The sequence below is a fragment of the Candidatus Methylomirabilota bacterium genome (assembly GCA_035764725.1).
Classification (GTDB): Bacteria; Methylomirabilota; Methylomirabilia; order Rokubacteriales; family CSP1-6; genus DASRWT01.
The window spans coordinates 1-17289 of the sequence record DASTYT010000138.1 but is presented as its reverse complement, the minus strand read 5'-3'; the positions used below and the strand labels follow the sequence as shown (position 1 = coordinate 17289).

At 67.7% G+C, this 17289-nt stretch carries 17 protein-coding genes; 10 read left to right on the top strand and 7 right to left on the bottom strand.

What is annotated here, in order from left to right:
- The 6 genes from VFX14_23070 to VFX14_23045 all read left to right on the top strand — a co-directional run.
- On the top strand, positions 1-1222 hold a 1222-nt coding region (locus VFX14_23070), incomplete at its 5' end, for an ABC transporter substrate-binding protein (GenBank protein HEU5192574.1).
- Between the two features lie 95 nt (positions 1223-1317).
- Complete coding sequence (locus VFX14_23065) at positions 1318-2022, top strand: ABC transporter ATP-binding protein (GenBank protein HEU5192573.1); 705 nt, start codon at positions 1318-1320, stop codon at positions 2020-2022.
- Entirely contained in the window at positions 2022-2732 is a 711-nt protein-coding gene (locus VFX14_23060; protein HEU5192572.1) for an ABC transporter ATP-binding protein, read from the top strand. Before VFX14_23065 ends, VFX14_23060 begins: the two co-directional genes overlap by 1 nt.
- A gap of 3 nt (positions 2733-2735) precedes the next feature.
- The gene (locus tag VFX14_23055) at positions 2736-3608 is read left to right on the top strand and encodes a branched-chain amino acid ABC transporter permease (protein HEU5192571.1); all 873 of its coding nucleotides are present in this window, start codon (positions 2736-2738) and stop codon (positions 3606-3608) included.
- Complete coding sequence (locus VFX14_23050; GenBank protein HEU5192570.1) at positions 3605-4558, top strand: branched-chain amino acid ABC transporter permease; 954 nt, start codon at positions 3605-3607, stop codon at positions 4556-4558. Before VFX14_23055 ends, VFX14_23050 begins: the two co-directional genes overlap by 4 nt.
- Positions 4559-4641: 83 nt before the next feature.
- Positions 4642-6147: a YifB family Mg chelatase-like AAA ATPase gene (locus tag VFX14_23045; protein HEU5192569.1), complete on the top strand. Its 1506-nt coding sequence runs from the start codon at positions 4642-4644 to the stop codon at positions 6145-6147.
- Between the two features lie 18 nt (positions 6148-6165).
- Here the strand turns inward: VFX14_23045 and VFX14_23040 are convergent, their stop codons facing one another.
- The 6 genes from VFX14_23040 to VFX14_23015 all read right to left on the bottom strand — a co-directional run bounded on the left by VFX14_23040 (position 6166) and on the right by VFX14_23015 (position 13291).
- The gene (locus VFX14_23040) at positions 6166-6834 is read right to left on the bottom strand and encodes a lytic transglycosylase domain-containing protein (protein ID HEU5192568.1); all 669 of its coding nucleotides are present in this window, start codon (positions 6832-6834) and stop codon (positions 6166-6168) included.
- Between the two features lie 140 nt (positions 6835-6974).
- A complete protein-coding gene (gene lon / locus VFX14_23035) occupies positions 6975-9413 on the bottom strand; it encodes an endopeptidase La (protein ID HEU5192567.1) in 2439 nt (812 codons plus the stop codon).
- A gap of 19 nt (positions 9414-9432) precedes the next feature.
- Positions 9433-9822, bottom strand: a complete 390-nt coding sequence (locus tag VFX14_23030; protein ID HEU5192566.1) for a MerR family transcriptional regulator — start codon at positions 9820-9822, stop codon at positions 9433-9435.
- On the bottom strand, positions 9819-10823 hold the full coding sequence (locus VFX14_23025; protein ID HEU5192565.1) for a J domain-containing protein: 1005 nt from the start codon (positions 10821-10823) through the stop codon (positions 9819-9821). Before VFX14_23025 ends, VFX14_23030 begins: the two co-directional genes overlap by 4 nt.
- Positions 10824-10887: 64 nt before the next feature.
- Complete coding sequence (gene dnaK / locus VFX14_23020) at positions 10888-12819, bottom strand: molecular chaperone DnaK (protein ID HEU5192564.1); 1932 nt, start codon at positions 12817-12819, stop codon at positions 10888-10890.
- A gap of 100 nt (positions 12820-12919) precedes the next feature.
- Positions 12920-13291 (bottom strand): Hsp20/alpha crystallin family protein, encoded by a 372-nt coding sequence (locus VFX14_23015; GenBank protein HEU5192563.1) that lies wholly within the window; start codon positions 13289-13291, stop codon positions 12920-12922.
- Between the two features lie 286 nt (positions 13292-13577).
- Between VFX14_23015 and VFX14_23010 the strand changes: the two genes are divergently transcribed.
- Positions 13578-14228: a hypothetical protein gene (locus VFX14_23010; GenBank protein HEU5192562.1), complete on the top strand. Its 651-nt coding sequence runs from the start codon at positions 13578-13580 to the stop codon at positions 14226-14228.
- Positions 14229-14231: 3 nt separating this feature from the next.
- Here VFX14_23010 and VFX14_23005 read toward each other — a convergent pair whose 3' ends face one another.
- On the bottom strand, positions 14232-14636 hold the full coding sequence (locus VFX14_23005) for a DUF1844 domain-containing protein (protein ID HEU5192561.1): 405 nt from the start codon (positions 14634-14636) through the stop codon (positions 14232-14234).
- A 133-nt stretch (positions 14637-14769) separates the two neighbouring features.
- On the opposite strand from VFX14_23005, the gene mazG reads away from it, so the two are divergent.
- From mazG to VFX14_22990, 3 genes are all read left to right on the top strand, one after another.
- A complete protein-coding gene (mazG, locus tag VFX14_23000; protein HEU5192560.1) occupies positions 14770-15594 on the top strand; it encodes a nucleoside triphosphate pyrophosphohydrolase in 825 nt (274 codons plus the stop codon).
- A complete protein-coding gene (locus VFX14_22995) occupies positions 15591-16124 on the top strand; it encodes a macro domain-containing protein (protein HEU5192559.1) in 534 nt (177 codons plus the stop codon). The genes mazG and VFX14_22995 overlap by 4 nt, the downstream gene beginning before the upstream one ends.
- Before the next feature lie 34 nt (positions 16125-16158).
- On the top strand, positions 16159-17289 hold a 1131-nt coding region (locus tag VFX14_22990), incomplete at its 3' end, for an ATPase, T2SS/T4P/T4SS family (GenBank protein ID HEU5192558.1).

Here is a 17289-nt window from a genome sequence, read left to right as displayed (position 1 = left end):
CGGCGCGGCCGCCGCCGGCGCGCTCGGCGCGTCGATACTCGTGCCCGCCCCCTGGCGGGCCGCCTTCGGGCAGGCCAAGCCCTTGAAGCTCGGCACGCTGCAGCCCCTGTCCGGCACCGCCGCCGCCGGCGGCAAGACCGCCCTGGTCGGCGTGCAGATGGCGGTGGACCGCATCAACAAGGGCGGCGGCATCAACGGCCGCCCCGTCGAGCTGCTCATCGCCGACTACGAGTCCAAGCCCGACGTCGGCCGCCGCAAGGCCGAGAAGCTGGTCGTCGACGACAAGATCGACGCCCATGCCGGCGGGTACCTCTCCAACGTGTGCCTGGCCTGCATGCCCGTGTACGAGGAGCACAAGCTGGTCAACATGATCACGGTCTGCCTGGACACCACCATCACCCAGAGCAAGTGCAGCCGGTTCACGTTCCGGCCGTTCGACTTCGCGCCGGCGCAGGCGGTGGCGGCGGCGCCGTACATGGTGAACAAGATGGGGAAGAAGTGGCACATCGCCTACGCCGACTACGCGTGGGGGCAGTCCACCAAGGATGCCTTCGCGGCGGAGATCAAGAAGAACGGCGGTGAGGTGGAAGGCACCACCGGCGTCCCCCTCGGCACCGCGGACATGACCTCGTTCCTGTCCAAAATCAGCGGCAACTTCGACGGGCTCTTCGGCATCTTCTTCGGGCCCCAGGGAATCGCCTTTGTCAACCAGAGCTTCGACCTCGGGCTGAGCAAGAAGTACAAGATCGCGGGCGACGGCGCCATCGTGGTGTCGGTCAGCATGCCGGCGATGGGCGCGAAGGCCGACGGCTTCGTGGGCATCGATCGCTACCTCCCGCTGCTCGAGGGCGTGCTCAACACGCCGCACCACAAGCGCTTCCTCGAGGACTCCACCGCCCGCCTCAAGGCCATTGATCCGAGCGGACCTCTCCCCGACCGTTACGTGCAGTCCAACTACGAAGGTGTCAACGCGCTCAAGGTCGGCATGCAGAAGTCGGGCTTCCGCGACCGCGGGGACTCGATGAAGCTCATCGAGGCCCTCGAAGGGCTGGAGATGAAGGAAGGGGACGACTTCCCGCAGGGCGACAAGCTCCTGCGGAAGGAGGATCACCAGGCCTTCCTGCGTGAATTCGTCTTCGAGGTGCGCGGCGGCAAGTACAAGATCCTCGACGTGGTTCCCAAGGAGAAAACGATCGTCCCGGTCGCCTGCAAGTTCGCCTAGTGGCGGACGGCAGTTCCTCGACCCTGCGCCCTCCGGCCGGTGACGGCCGGGGGGCGTCTGCTTCCTCGCTCCTCCTCCGCACCGAGGGGCTCACCATGCGCTTCGGCGGCCTGGTGGCCGTCAACAACGTGAGCATCGCGGTGCCGCGGGGACAGATCCGCGCCATCATCGGCCCCAACGGCGCCGGCAAGAGCACATTCTTCAACTGCATCACCGGGGTTCTCCGTCCCTCCTCGGGCTGCGTGCTGCTCGACGGCGACGACGTGGCGGGCCTGCCCCCGAACCTCATCTCGCGGCGCGGCATCGCCCGCTCCTACCAGATCACCAACATCCTGCCTGGGGCCACCGTACTCGAGAACGTCCGCATCGCCGCCCAGTCGCGCCACCACGGCTGGAATCTGCTGCGCCACCATCGGTCCTTCGCTGACCTCATGGAGCGCTCGCACGCGGTGCTACGTGACGTGGGGCTGGACGCCAAGGCCGAAGAGCTCGCCGCCAATCTCTCGCACGGCGAGCAGCGCACGCTCGAGATCGCCATCGCGCTCGCCACCGAGCCCAAGCTTCTCTGCCTCGACGAGCCCACCGCGGGCATGAGCGTGGCGGAAACTGAATCGAGCGTGGAGTTGATCCGCCGCATCGCTCACGACCTCACGATCGTGATCGTGGAGCACGATATGGAGGTCGTCATGGGCCTGGCCGGCGCCATCACCGTGCTGCACTACGGCGAGGTGCTCGCCGAGGGCACGCCGGCTCAGATCCAGGACAACCCGCGGGTGCAAGAGGTCTACCTCAAGAGCTGATGCTGCTCCGTCTCGAGGACATCCAGACCTACTACGGCAAGAGCCACATCCTGCACGGCGTCTCCCTCGAGGTGCAGGCGGGGGAGGTGGTGGGCCTGCTCGGCCGGAACGGCGTGGGCAAGAGCACGACCATGAAGACCATCGCCGGCATCGTGCGTCCCGCCGCCGGCCGCGTGGTCTTCGAGGACAAGGACGTGGCGGGACTGCCGCCCTACAAGCTCGCCCACATGGGGATTGCGTGGGTGCCTGAGGACCGGCGGGTGTTTCGCCTGCTCACGGTGCTGGAGAACCTTCGCACCGGGCTCGACCGGCCGGGCGTCACCGAGCCGCGCAAGCAGGCGCTGCTCGAGAAGGTCTATGCCTACTTCCCCGTGCTCGCCGAGCGGCGCGCCCAGGCGGCGGGCACGCTCTCCGGCGGTGAACAGCAGATGCTGGCGATCGCCCGGGCCATGATGCTCGAGCCCAAGATCATCCTGCTCGACGAGCCCACGGAAGGGCTCATGCCGCGGATGGTCTCGCAGATCAAGGACATCGTGCACCGCCTGGGCGGCGACGGCGTGGCCATCCTCCTCGTCGAGCAGAACGTCCCCCTCACCCTCGAAGCCACCACCCGCTGCTACATCATGGAAAAGGGGGCGGTGCAGCACCATGCATCGTCCGCTGAGCTGCGGGCCAACCACGCCGTGATCCGGCAATACCTGGGGGTGTAGCCCGTGGCCATTCCCCTCGACCAGATCCTGATCCAGACCGTCACCGGCCTCGTGAACGGCATGGTGCTGGCCCTGGTGGCCTCCGGCCTCACGCTGATCTTCGGGATCATGGACGTCGTAAACTTCGCCCACGGCGACCTCGTGATGCTGGGCGCGTTCGTGGGCGCGACCACGGTGGCGACCACCGGCAACTTCTGGCTGGGCCTGCTCATCGCGGCGGTGACCATCGCGGTGTTCGGCGCGCTGCTCCAGGTGACGACGCTGCGGCCGCTCATCGGGCGCGATCCCCTCACCACGATCCTCGCGACGTTCGGTATCTCGCTCGTGCTTCAGAAATACGCGATCTGGCAGTGGGGGCCGTCGGCGCGCCAGATCGTGGAGCCGGTGTCGGGGCAGTTCCCGCTCTTCTATCTGCAATACCCCTGGTACCGCATCCTGACCGCGCTCCTGTCCGGCGCCATCATCGGGGCGCTCTACCTCTTCCTCAAGTACGGGAAGTACGGCATCTGGATCCGGGCCACGACGCAGGACCGGGTCATGGCGGCGGCGATGGGGATTCCGGTTCCGCTCGTACATACCGGCGTGTTCGCCATCGGCGCCGCGATGGCGGCGGCCAGCGGTGTGCTGTTCGGGCCGCTGGGCGGCGTCACCCAGAACATGGGCTTCGACTTCACCCTACGGGCGTTCATCGTCGTGGTGGTCGGGGGCATGGGCAATCTCGGCGGCTCCATCCTCGCCGCCATCTTCATCAGCCTCCTCGAAGCCTACGCTTCGCTGGTGGTATCGCCCGCCCAGGCGGTGATCGTGTCGTTCGTGGCGCTGATCCTCACGCTCCTCGTGCGTCCGACCGGGCTCTTCGTGCCGACACCCAAATGAACCGCCGGCCGGATCTCGCCTACTGGGCCGGCTTCGTGATCGCGGTTGGCCTGCTCTTCATGGCGCCGCTCGTGCTGCCGCCCTTCTGGGCGCGCTTCGCCACCGAGATCCTGATCTGGGGCCTCCTCGCCATGTCGTCCGACATCCTCATCGGCTACACCGGCATGGTGTCCTTCGGCCACTCGGCGTTCTTCGGCCTGGGCATGTACGGCGCGGCGGCGGCGCTCCTCACCACGAAGCCGCCAAATCTCTGGATCACGCTCCTCTACGGCCTGGCCGCGGCAGCGGGCGTCGCCGCCTTCGTGGCCTTCTTCGCCACGCGCTTGCGTGAAATCTACTTCTCGATCACCACGCTGGTGTTCTCCCAGATCTTCTACGTCATCATCTTCACGTGGACCGAAGTGACGGGCGGAGAGAACGGCCTCACCTTCCGGCAGCCCGCGTTGAGCTTCCTCGGCCTGGGCTCCCTGCCCTTCACCGCGACCACGCTGCACTGGTTCGTGCTCGCCGTGGTCACGATCTCGTTCCTCGTGCTCCGGCGCATCACCCAGTCTCCCTTCGGCAAGGTGCTGCAGTCGATCAAGGAGAACGAGCCCCGGACCCGCGCCATCGGCTACGCCGTGGAGCGCTACAAGATCGTGGCGGTGATGCTCTCCGGCCTCTTTGCGGGCCTGGCCGGCGTCCTCTACGCGCTCCAGAACAAGTTCGCCGCGCCCGACTTCGTGTTCTTCACGGTGTCCGGCGAGGTCGTGATCTTCAACGTGATGGGCGGCATGGGGACCCTGGTCGGCCCCGTTGCGGGGGCCGCCTTCTTTCTTCTCCTGCGCGAGGGCTTCTCTCGCTACTTCACGGAGTATTACCTCATCCCCGTGGGCATCATCTTCACCGCGATGATGATCTTCATGCCCCAGGGCCTGCTGGGGTTCCTGAAGCGGCGCCTGAATAGCTGAGCTCGCCGCCCCGCGGGCTGTATCCGTTTCGACGCATTGACCGTCCGGGCGCGCCCGCCCACACTCGGCGCGTGATCGCGCGCGTGCGCTCCGTCGGGCTCCACGGCATCCATGCCGTCGGCGTCTGGGTCGAGGTCGACGTGGTGAACGGCCTGCCCAGCTTCGCGACGGTCGGCCTCCCCGACTCGAGCGTGCGCGAGAGCCGCGACCGGATCCGCGCCGCCATCAAGAACTCCGGCTACAACTTTCCCATCGAGCGCATCACGGTGGGCCTGGCGCCCGCGGACATCCGCAAGGAGGGCCCGGCGTTCGACCTGCCGATGGCGCTAGGCATCCTCGCCGCCGAGGGCCCACTGAAGCCCGAGCAGGTCGAGGGCTTCGCGGTGGTAGGCGAGCTCTCCCTGGACGGCGCCGTCTGCCCGGTGCGCGGTGCGCTGCCGATGGCGCTGCAGTGCCGGCGCGACGGCGTCTCGCGCCTCCTCGTGCCCGAGGCCAATGCCGCGGAGAGCGCGGCCATCGCGGGCCTCAAGGTGATCCCCCTGGCCACGCTCCGTCAGACCATCGAGTACCTGCAGGGCGAACGGGCGATCCCCGAGGCTGCGCCATCGCTCGTAGCGCCCGGCGAGCTGCCGGACGGGATCGACTTCGCCGAGGTGCGCGGTCAGGCGCACGCCAAGCGGGCGCTCGAGGTTGCAGCCGCCGGCGCGCACAACGTGCTGATGCTCGGGCCGCCCGGCGCGGGGAAGACCATGCTCTCGCGTCGGTTGCCCACCATCCTGCCGCCACCGTCACTCGAGGAGGCCATCGAAGTGTCCGCGATCTGGAGCGCGGCGGGGCTCCTGCCCTCGGGACGCGGGCTCGTGAGCGCGCGGCCGTTCCGCGCGCCCCACCACACGGTCTCGGAGACGGCGCTGATCGGTGGCGGCGGCCGGCTCCATCCCGGCGAGGTCAGCCTGGCCCACCTCGGCGTGCTCTTCCTCGACGAGATCCCAGAATTCTCGCGGCGGGCGCTCGAGTCCCTGCGCCAGCCTCTGGAAGAGGGCGAAGTCACGATCACGCGCGCTGCCGGCAGCGCCGCGTTCCCCGCTCGCTTCCAGCTCGTCGCGGCCGCCAATCCCTGCCGCCGCGCCTGCCGGTCCATGGAGCAATGCGTGTGCACGCCGGCCGAGCGCGAGCACTACATGGGGCGCCTGTCCGGCCCTCTCCTGGACCGCATCGACCTCCACCTCGAGCTGCCCGCGGTGGACATCGCTGATTTGACTGGGGAGCCATCGGGCGAATGCTCAGCGAGCATCCGCGCGCGGGTGATGGCGGCGCGGGCCCGCCAGGCCGCCCGCTTCGAGGGCACGGGCATCCGGGTGAACACACGGATCGGGGCGCGCCTGCTCCGACGCTGGTGCGCGCTGCCGCCGGATGCCGCGCGCTTGCTGGCGCGCGCCGTCGCCTGCCTCGGGCTCTCAGCCCGCGCCTATCACCGCATCGTGCGCGTGGCGCGTACGATCGCGGATCTCGAGGGCAGCGAGGAGATCACGGCGGAGCACGTGTCGGAGGCGGTGCAGTACCGGACGCTGGATCGGCGGGCGAGCTGAGACGGGACGATTAGGGGGTCAGCGGACGCGGAAGGTGCGGGTCGGCGGCACGTTCGTGTACGTCACGGTGCCGGAGGCCGAATCCTCGATGCGGTAGATCACCTGTCCACCGCCCCCGCCGCTCAGCTGCAACACCCGGCGGACGTACTCCTGGGTCTCCGCATAGGGCGGGATTCCCCGATAGCGATCCACGGCGCCTTCGCCTGCGTTGTAGGCGGCAACGGCCAGCTGAAGGTTGCCGGGGTATCGGTCGATCAGGTAGCGCAGGTGGCGCACACCGCCCTCGATGTTCTGCTTGGGGTCGAAGGCGTTCCGGACTCCGAGCGACGAGGCGGTCTGGGGCATGAGCTGCATGAGGCCCTGGGCACCCTTGGGCGAGATCGCGCTCGGATTGAAGGCCGACTCCACCCGAATCAGTGATTCCACCAGGCTGGCGCTCACTCCATGCCGGGCGGCGATGGCCTTGATCTCCTCCGTGAAGCGCGCCTGGACGCTGGGGGGCAGACGGAGCCAGCCGGCACCCGTGCCCGACATCCCCGGCATCGACCGATAGCGAGGGTCGGTCGGCGCATTGGTGAAGTGGGTCACGCCCTCGTCGTCGGTCAGGCGAAAGGACGCGGCGTGGCCCTCGACCGGCGCCCCGGTCGCAGCGAGCAAGAGAACACCCGCGAAAGTGGCCTTGTACACGATACTTCGAGGATAAGCGGCGGGCGGCGACTAGGGCAAGGCTCGCCGGAAAGCGAAATCCCGACCGCCACTTACGTGACGGCCGGGACGGTTGTGTCACGCCCGACGCGGGATCCCCCCGACCCGGGACGGCAAGGGCCTCAGTTGCTCGATCCGACGAGCTCGCTCAAGACAGGCGCGCTGGCCTGGGGGAACTCCTCCAGGGCCAGCGGGAGCACCTGCTCCACCGACTCCACCAGGTGGAAAGTCATGCCGTCGCGGGCCTCGGCCGGCACGTCCTCGAGGAGATTCTTCTCGTTCCGGCTCGGCAGTATCACGGTCTTCACCCCCGCACGCCGGGCTGCCAGCACCTTCTCCTTGATGCCGCCCACGGGCAGCACCCGCCCCGAGAGCGTGACCTCGCCGGTCATGGCGAGCTCGGCCTTGACAGGCCGCCGGCTCAGGAGGGAGACCAGTGCCGTCACCATGGTCACGCCGGCGGACGGGCCGTCCTTCGGAATCGCGCCCGCGGGCACGTGCACGTGGATGTCGGAATGTTCCCAGAAGTCTGGACGCACCCCGAGCTCCCCCGCGTGCGAGCGGACCCACGAAAGCGCAGTCTGCACGGACTCCTTCATGACGTCACCGAGCTGGCCCGTGAGGGAGAGCGTCTTCGCCCCCTTCATCCGGGTAGCCTCGACGAACAGGATGTCGCCGCCCGCCGGCGTCCACGCCAGCCCCACCGCCACGCCGGGCACACGCGTCCGCTCCTCGAGCTCCTCCGGCACGAAGCGCGGCGCTCCGAGCAGCTCGCTCACCAGGGCCGGCGTTACCTCAACGGTCTCGCGCGCGCCCTCGACCCGGCGCTTCGCGATCTTCCGGGAAATCGCCGCAATCTCGCGTTCGAGGCTGCGGAGCCCGGCCTCGCGCGTGTAGCCGCGCGCGAGATGGCAGAGCGCCGCATCCGTCCAGCGCAGATCCCCACCCAAGGTCAGCCCGTGATCGGCCGCCTGCTTGGGGATCAGGTGCTGATTCGCGATGTGCACCTTCTCCTCCTCGGTGTAGCCGGCCAGCTCGATGATCTCCATCCGGTCCCGCAGGGGCGCGGGCACGGTGTCGAGCACGTTCGCGGTCGTGATGAAGAGCGCCCGCGACAGATCGAACGGCACGTCGATGTAGTGATCCCGGAACGCCGAGTTCTGCTCGGGGTCGAGCACCTCGAGGAGCGCCGCCGCGGGGTCACCACGGAAGTCCATGCCGAGCTTGTCGATCTCGTCCAGCATGAACACGGGGTTCTTCGACTCCGCTCGGCGGAGTCCCTGGATGATCTGGCCGGGCAGGGCGCCGATGTAGGTGCGCCGGTGACCGCGGATCTCCGCCTCGTCCCGCATGCCGCCCAGAGAGATGCGGTGGAACTTCCGCCCGAGCGCCCGCGCGATGGACTTGCCGAGCGAGGTCTTGCCCACGCCCGGAGGGCCCACGAAGCAGAGGATCGGGTCCTTGCCCGCCGGCCGCATGCTCTTCACCGCGAGGTACTCGAGAATGCGGTCCTTCACCTTGCGTAGGCCCCAGTGATCGGCGTCGAGGATCTCCCGCGCCTTGGCGAGGTCCAGATTGTCCTCGGTCTGCTTGGCCCACGGCAGCGCGATGAGCCACTCCAGGTACGTGCGCGCCACGGTGTACTCGGCAGCCGCCGGCGGCATCTTGGCGAGCCGGTCTAGCTCGCGCAGGGCCTCGCGCTTGGCCTCCTCCGACATGCCCGCCGCCTCGATCTTCGCGCGGAGGTCGGCGGACTCCTGGCCCCGCTCGTCGCTCTCGCCGAGCTCCTTCTGGATGGCCTTGAGCTGCTCGCGCAGGTAGTATTCGCGCTGCCCCTTGCCCACCTCGGACTCCACCTGCGACTGGATCTTGGAGCCGAGCTCGAGCACTTCCACTTCCTTGGTGAGAGCGGCGACTAGCCGTGCGAGCCGCACCTTGACCGACTCCGTCTCGAGCAGCTCCTGCTTGAGCTGGGTCTTGAGCGAAGGCAGCGACGCCGCGATGGCGTCCGCGATCGCCCCTGCCCCCATCACGTTGTGCACCACGCCGGCCAGCTCGTCGGGCAGGAACGGCGAGAGCTCTACCACCTGGTGGAATAGCGTGGTGGCATTGCGCTCGAGCGCCTCGGTCTCGAGGTCGCCGGCGGCTGGTGCGACGTCGGCCACCTGCTCGACCCGGGCCTGGAGGAACGGGCGGCGCTGCGTCATCTCGACGATGTGGACGCGCGCGAGCCCCTGCACCACCACCCGGACAGTCCCGTCCGGCTGCTTCGCCATCTTGTGAATGGTCGCGAGCGTCCCCACGCGGTGGAGGTCCGCCTCCTGCGGGTCCTCCTGGGAGGGGTCGCGCTGCCCGAACACACCGATGAGGCGTCCGTTGCGGACTGCGTCGTCGATCAGACGCACGGACGCCTCACGGCCTGCCGCCAGAGGGAGTATCGCCTGCGGGAACAGCACGGTATCTCGAAGCGGCAGAATCGACAGCACCTCGGGCACGGTCACGCCGCCGTCGGCGCGCAGTCCGCCACCCGGGAACTCCTTGTTCTCGATCTGGCTCGCCATGGTTGCGTTGTCCTTTCTCTCAGAACATCTCGACGGGCGAGAGCTGCCGGGACGCGGCGCGTACGAGCGCCTCGCCGGTCCCTCGGCTCGGGGAGTCGGGCTTCTGGGCCACGTCGTCCCGCACGTAGCCGAGGAGCTCCTCCATCTGAGCCTGCATGTCCAGCATCCGACGCCTCATCTTTAGGATGATCTCGACGCCGGCCAGATTCACCCCGAGGTCGCGGGTCAACCGGACCAGGCGCGCGATCTCCTCGACGTCCTCCGCGGAGTACATCCGCGTCTTCCCCTCCGTCCGGCTCGGGCGGATGAGACCCTTCTTCTCGTACATCCGGAGCGTCTGCGGATGCAGCTTCAGCATCTCGCCCACCACCCCGATCATGTAGAGCGGCTTCGTCTTGTTGTCGGTCATGCGCGGGCCGTCCTTCTCTCGGATGTCGCGGGCCCCGGCAAGAGACGCCCGAGGTCGCGCACGAGCTCCTGCGTCCTGGCATCCAGGCCACGCGGTATCTCGACCGCCACGGTCACGTAGAGATCGCCCCGACCCTCCGACGCCAGACGCGGCATGCCGCGCCCGCGGATCCTGAGGACCTGGCCGCTCTGCGTCCCAGGCGGCAGCACCAGGTCAACGTCCCCGCCCAGCGCCCGGACCGGGATCCGCGCCCCCAGCATCGCCTCGACGATCGTCACGGACACCTCCGCGTGGAGGTTGTCGCCCTTGCGCGTGAACACGGGATCCTCGTGCACGCGTGTGATCACGACGAGGTCCCCGCGCGGGCCACCGAACGGCCCGGCATGGCCCTCGCCGGACAGGCGGATCTGCGAACCCGTGTCCATGCCCGCTGGAATCGCCACGCGGAGGTTGGTGCGCAGGGGAGCGACGCCGCGGCCGCGGCACGCCGAGCACGGCGCGGTCACACGCTCGCCCTCGCCCTCGCAGGCCGGACACTCGGTCGGCCGCGGCGTGCCTTCCGTCCAGACGGTGCCGTTCCCGTCGCAGTGCGCGCATCGGACTGGCTCGGCGCCGGGCTGGGTGCCGCGAGCGGCGCAAGCCTGACAGGCCGACAGGCGCTCCACGACCAGCTCTGCGGTGAGACCCGCCGCGGCCTGCTCGAAGGTCAGCTCGACCGGCGTGTGGAGATCGTCACCGCGGCGGCGCCCGGCGCGGCGAGGGCCGGAATCCGCGGCCGGACGATCGGCCGCGCGGCCCTGATGGTCGTAGAGCACTCGCGCCGACGGATCGCCCAGGACCCGGTAGGCCGCCTGGATCTCCTCGAACAGGGCCTGCGCCTCGCGGTCCCACAGATTCACGTCGGGCGAGTAGCGTCGCGCCAGCCGCTGGTAGGCACGTCGGATCTGCACCGCGGTGGCGGCCGACCCGATGCCCAGCACTGCGTAGAAGTCCCTGGCCATAGCGTCGTCTCAGCCAGGGGCTACCCGCCCCGGGAGGCGGATAGCCCCTAGCGCTTGGTTCCTCTTACTTCTTGTTGGTCTCGCCGCCGAGGTCTTTGAACTCAGCGTCGATCACGTCACCCTTCGACTGGTCGGCGGTGGCGCCGGCTTCGCCGGGCCCGGTGGGGCCCTCCGCGCCGGGCGCCGCGGCACCCGCCGCCTGGGCGCGGTACATCGCTTCGGCCAGCTTGTGGGAAGCCTTGGTCAGCGCGTCCTGCGTCTGCTTGATCCGGTCGAGATCGCTGCCCTTCAACGCCTCGCGCGCATCGGTGAGCGCCGCTTCGACGGCGGCCTTCTCCTCAGCCGACACCTTGTCGCCGTGCTCACGGAGGGTTCGCTCAGTGGAGTAGACCAGCGAGTCCGCGTGATTCCGGACCTCGATCTCCTCGCGGCGCTTGGCATCCTCGACCGCATTGGCCTCCGCCTCGCGCTTCATCCGCTCGATGTCATCCTTGGTCAGGGTCGACGACGCCGTGATCGTGATGTTCTGCTGCTTGCCCGTGGCCTTGTCCTTCGCGGACACATTCACGATGCCGTTGGCGTCGATGTCGAACGTCACCTCGATCTGCGGGACGCCTCGCGGCGCCGGCGGAAGCCCGTCCAGGTGAAACCGGCCCAGCGTACGGTTGTCCCGCGCGAGCGGCCGCTCTCCCTGCACCACGTGCACCTCGACCGACGGCTGGCTGTCGGAAGCCGTCGTGAACACCTCGCTCTTCTTGGTCGGAATCGTGGTGTTCGCCTCGATCAGGCGCGTCATCACCCCGCCGAGCGTCTCGATACCGAGCGAGAGCGGCGTCACGTCCAGCAAGAGCAGATCCTTCACCTCGCCGGTGAGAACCGCCGCCTGCACCGCCGCGCCCACCGCCACCACCTCGTCGGGGTTGACGGTCTTATTGGGCTCCTTCCCGAAGAGCTTCTTCACCTCGTCCTGCACCTTCGGCATCCGCGTCTGGCCACCGACCAGGATGACCTCGTCGATGTCGGCGTTCGACACGCCGGCCTGGCGCATCGCTTCCCGGCAGGGGACCATGCTGCGTTCGATGAGGTCCGCCACCAGCGACTCGAGCTTGGCCCGGGTGAGGGCGAGCACAAGGTGCTTGGGGCCCGTCGCATCCGCGGTGATGAACGGCAGGTTGATCTCCGTCTGCACCGTGGTCGACAGCTCGCACTTGGCCTTCTCGGCGGCCTCCTTCAGCCGCTGGAGCGCCATCCGGTCCTTCCGCAGGTCGATGCCGTTCTCGCGCTTGAACTCGTCGGCGATCCAGTCCATCACTCGCTGGTCGAAGTCGTCACCACCGAGATGCGTGTCGCCGTTGGTCGCCTTCACCTCGACCACGCCCTCGCCAATCTCGAGAATCGAGATGTCGAAGGTTCCGCCGCCGAGGTCGTACACCGCGATCGTCTCGTCCTTCTTCTTGTCGAGCCCGTAGGCGAGGGCCGCCGCGGTGGGCTCGTTGACGATGCGCAGGACCTCGAGGCCGGCGATGGTGCCCGCCTCTTTGGTAGCCTGGCGCTGGCTGTCGTTGAAGTACGCCGGCACCGTGATCACGGCCTGGGTCACCTTCTCGCCCAGATATGCCTCCGCGGCCTCCTTGAGCTTCCGGAGGATCAGCGCCGAGATCTCCTGCGGCGAGTAGACCTTGCCCCGGACCTCGACCCGCGCGTCGCCGCTACCGGCCTTGACGACCTTGTAGGGCACGAGCTTGATCTCCTGCAGGACCTCGTCGTAGCGCCTCCCCATGAAGCGCTTGATAGAGAAGACGGTGTTGTCGGGGTTGGTGATAGCCTGCCGCTTGGCCACCTGCCCGACGAGGGTCTCTCCCTCCTTCGTGAAGGCCGCCACCGACGGGGTCAGTCGGCTTCCTTCCTGATTGGGAATGACGGTGGGATCTCCGCCCTCCACGACGGCCACGACCGAGTTCGTCGTCCCCAGATCGATGCCGATCACCTTCGCCATGTTGTCCATCTCCTCTTCTGTATGTGTCTTGGTCGAGCTTTGCGTCTATGCCAGCGGAGGAGAGGGACGCTCGAGTCCCCCTCCTCCGGTTGCTGTCAGATCAGGCCATGTCGATCTTAATCGTCCGTGGCTTGACCTCTTCAGCCTTGGGTAGCTGGATCGTGAGCACACCGTCCCGATACGTCGCCTTCACCTTGTCGGCCTGGATCGGAATCGGGAGGGTCAAGCTGCGCTCGAACTTGCCGTACCAGCGCTCGCTGCGGTGGACGCTCTCCTGGCCGTCCGCGGCCGCGCCGCGCTCGCCCCTGAGACTCAGGACATCACCCGTGATGGAGAGCTCCACATCCTTTTCGTTCATCCCGGGCAGCTCCGCGCGCACCATCAGGTCATCCTTGGTCTCGAACATGTCGACCGCGGGAGCCCAGACTCGATCGAGTCCTGCGACCGATCCACCGAAGAAGCCGTCGAACACGCGATTCATCTCGGACTGTAGGTCCCCAACCTCCCGGAAGGGATCCCACCGCGCCACGCTCTGATTCACCGGACGCCAACGCACGACGGTCATTGCCGCTCCTCCTTTGATAGCTGTTGACCAGACCCCGGCGCCTGGATCTCGGCCACCGGGGCTATATCTAAGTCTGTCTAACTTATATTCGATGAGTGTTAATCTGTCAAGTAGAGCCTATAGATTCTGGTAACCCCTGGAAAAGGCGTGGAACTTTGATCGGCTAGCGGTCCGGGGGTGCTATGGTGTGCCGATGCGCTTCGGGTGTTTCGGCTGCCTGGTCTTCATCGTGGCCATCCTCGTGGTCGTGGTCGCGGCGGCCGGCTTCTTCTTCCTCTCGGGAAACATGGCCACGGCTCCCGATGTCCAGCCCTCGCGCTTTACACGCAGCGATGGCTTCTCGGCCCAGCGCAAGCTCTACGAGCTGGTCCTCCGGGAATCGGGCCGGTCCACGCGTACCGATCCTGTCGTTCTGAGCGAGGCCGAGGTCAACGCGTTCCTCGCCAACCACCTCGAGGAAGCGGCCGGTCTGCCTTTCAGCCCCCTGGTCGTCCGCTTCGCCGGCGGCCAGCTCGAGGTGAAGGGCCAGACCGTCCTGCGCCATCTTCTGCAGGGGCCGCCCTTCCCGCAGTTCATGCGTTACCTGCCCGCCGAGAAGCTCGATCAGCCGGTGTGGGTTACTGTCCGGGGACGCTTCGTCGTCGAGCATCCGCGCTCCAAGACCGGGCGCACTTACGCGCGCCTGGACGTGACGGAGTTCGCCCTCGGCAGGCAGCCGGTCGGCAGATGGCTGCTCTGGCTCATGCTGGGGCAGACCGGCTCGAGGCTGCTGCGCTTTCAAATCCCCGCCGTCGTCGATTCGGTGCAGATCGACGAGCGGCGGGCGATCATCCGCACCCAGTAGGGGCTAACCGCTCCCGCCCTTCGTCGCGCGAACGAAGCGCATCTGCAGGTCGTAGAGGATCTCCTCGAGCAGGTGATTCTCCTGCTCCGAGCGGTTGCCCTCGGTCTTCTCGCGCAGCAGCAGCAGGATGTCGACGGCCTCTCGCGCCTGGGTGAGATCGATGGATCGCTCGCCGCTCATCGGATCTGGGGCTTCGCCCAGCGCGATCATGGCCGAGCTCGCGAACATCACGAAGAGGCTCGCGAGATCGGGTCCCGTCAAGTCGCGGCCCTCGGGCGGCAGGGGCGCACTCGCCGCGCGCGGAGGCGATGGCGGCGGGGCGGGCTCGGCCCGAGGCGGCGGCAGGGGATCGGCGGGGGCGTCACGATGCCGCCGGTCGGTGATCTTGAAGCTTTCCTCCTCCGCCATGACCGTCCTCCCGAGCTCCTCGTCGCCCCGAGAGCCTCCGCGAACGCGGTCGAGGCTAGCACGCGGTCCCCTCGCCTTCAAGGACGCGGCGGGGCGGTCTGTGTATAATGACGGTGCGCTTCCAGGACTCCCCATGCCTGACTCCGCCGGCACTCTCTTCGACTCGTTGCTCTCCATCATGTCCCGCCTGAGATCGGAAGGCGGTTGCCCCTGGGACCGGGAGCAGACGCGGGCCACCCTCAAGCCATATCTGATCGAGGAAGCCTACGAGGCCCTCGAGGCCCTCGACGGCGGCTCGAGCGAGCACATCCAGGAGGAGCTGGGCGACGTCCTCTTCCAAGTCGTCTTCCACGCCCAGCTCGCCCGCGAGACCGGCGAGTTCACGATGGCCGACCTGCTCACGCGCCTCAACGAGAAGATGATCCGCCGGCATCCCCACGTCTTCGCGGGCGGTCAGGTCGCCGACGCCGCCGAGGCGCTGTCCCAGTGGGAACGGATCAAGCGCGGCGAGGGCAAGGCCCGATCGGCCCTCGATGGAGTGCCCGCTTCCCTCCCCGCGCTGCTCCGGGCCCAGCGCCTGCAGGTCAAGGCCGGCCGCGTGGGATTCGATTGGCCGACGTGGCGGGAGGCATGGGCGAAGGTCGGCGAGGAGATGGCCGAGCTCGATCAGGCCGCGAGCGCAGGCGAAGCGGAGCGCGTGCGCGAAGAGCTGGGCGACCTCCTCTTCTCCGTCGTGAACGTGGCTCGCCTCCTCGGAGTGGACGCCGAGGACAGCTTGCGCAGGGCCGCCGAGAAGTTCACCCGTCGCTTCAAAGAGGTGGAGTCCGAGATGAGCGCCGCGGGCCGGACGTTGGACAACGCATCCCTGGAGGAGCTGGACCGAACCTGGGAGACGGTAAAAGCCCGCGAGGAGCGGGACACACCGCCGGCGGGCGGCGCCGCGGGGGGCGGGCGATGAAGGCCAAGCTCGGGACCACTACCATTTCGGTCCAGCTCGGCGACATCACGGACGCGGAGGTCGACGCGATCGTCAATGCGGCCAACTCCCAGCTCCTGATGGGAACGGGGGTGGCCGGCGCTATCAAGCGTAAGGGTGGCACGGTCATCGAGGAAGACGCAGTGCGTCAGGGTCCGGTGGAGGTGGGCGAGTCCGTGCTCACCGTCGCCGGGAATCTGGCAGCGACCCATGTGATCCATGCGGCAACGATGGGGCCCGACCTCAAGACCGACCCCACCAAGATCGGAGCGGCTACCCGGTCGACCCTCGCCCTCGCCGAGAAGCATCGGCTGACGTCGATCGCCTTCCCAGCCCTGGGAAGCGGGGTCGGAGGCATCTCTCCGGCGGTCAGCGCTGACGCGATGCTCACCGCGCTCGCGGAGCATCTCAAGAGCGGTAAGTCCTCTTTACAAAAGGTCCAATTCATTCTTTACCAGGCCGAGGCACAGAAACCTTTTACCGATATGTTGAAAAAGGTGACTGAGTTATAGTTGAGCGGTCGGGCGTTTTCAGCCCAACCGCACGATGGCCGAAGCGAAGCTCGGACAGCCAGTTAGCCGACGCCTCGGAGACCTCCTGGTCAGGGAAGGCCTGATCAACCAGGAGCAGCTCCAGCGAGCGCTCGCAGACCAAAAGGGTAGCAACGAGAAGCTCGGCTCCATCCTCGTCCGACTGGATTTCATCAACGAAGACCAGCTGATCGACTTCCTCTCCAAGCAGTACGGCATCCCGTCCATCACGCTCACCCAGCTCGACGTGGATGCCGAGGTGGTCAAGCTCGTCCCCGCGCAGATCGCCCGGAAGTATGAGGTACTGCCAATCAAGCGGGCGGGGAATCAGCTCACCCTCGCCATGGCCGACCCGACCAACGTGTTCGCGGTGGACGACGTCGGGTTCATGACGAACCTTCAGGTCGTGCCAGTGGTGGCCTCGCAGGGCGCCATCCGCAAGGCCATCGATCGGCTCTACGAGGCGCAGACCGGCGGCCTCGCCGACGTCATCACCGAGATGGACTCCGCGCTCGCCGACGTCGAGGTCGTCGAGGGCGAAGACGAGAACTGGGCGAAAGCCGACATCTTCGAGTTGAAGGAGTCGGCGGACGAGCCTCCGGTCGTCCGGCTGGTGAACATGATCCTGGTCGATGCGATCCGCCGCGGGGCCTCCGACATCCATCTCGAGCCCTACGAGAAGGTGTTCCGGGTGCGCTTCCGGATCGACGGCGTGCTGCACGAGATCATGACTCCGCCCAAGCGCCTCGAGGCCGCCCTGACCTCCCGCGTGAAGATCATGTCGAGCCTGGACATCGCCGAGCGGCGGCTGCCCCAGGACGGCCGCATCAAGCTCCGCTACAACCAGCGCGAGATCGACTTCCGGGTGTCCACCCTGCCGACGATCTTCGGCGAGAAGACCGTCATGCGAATCCTCGACAAGGACTCGCTCCAGCTTGATCTCGCCATGCTGGGCTTCGATCCGTGGGGCCTCGAGCAGTTCACACGTGCCATCCATCAGCCCTACGGCATGATCCTGATCACGGGGCCCACCGGCTCCGGCAAGACGACGACGCTTTACTCCGCCATCCACACCATCAACTCGCCCGACGTGAACATCATGACGGCGGAGGATCCGGTCGAGTACAACCTGAAGGGCGTCAACCAG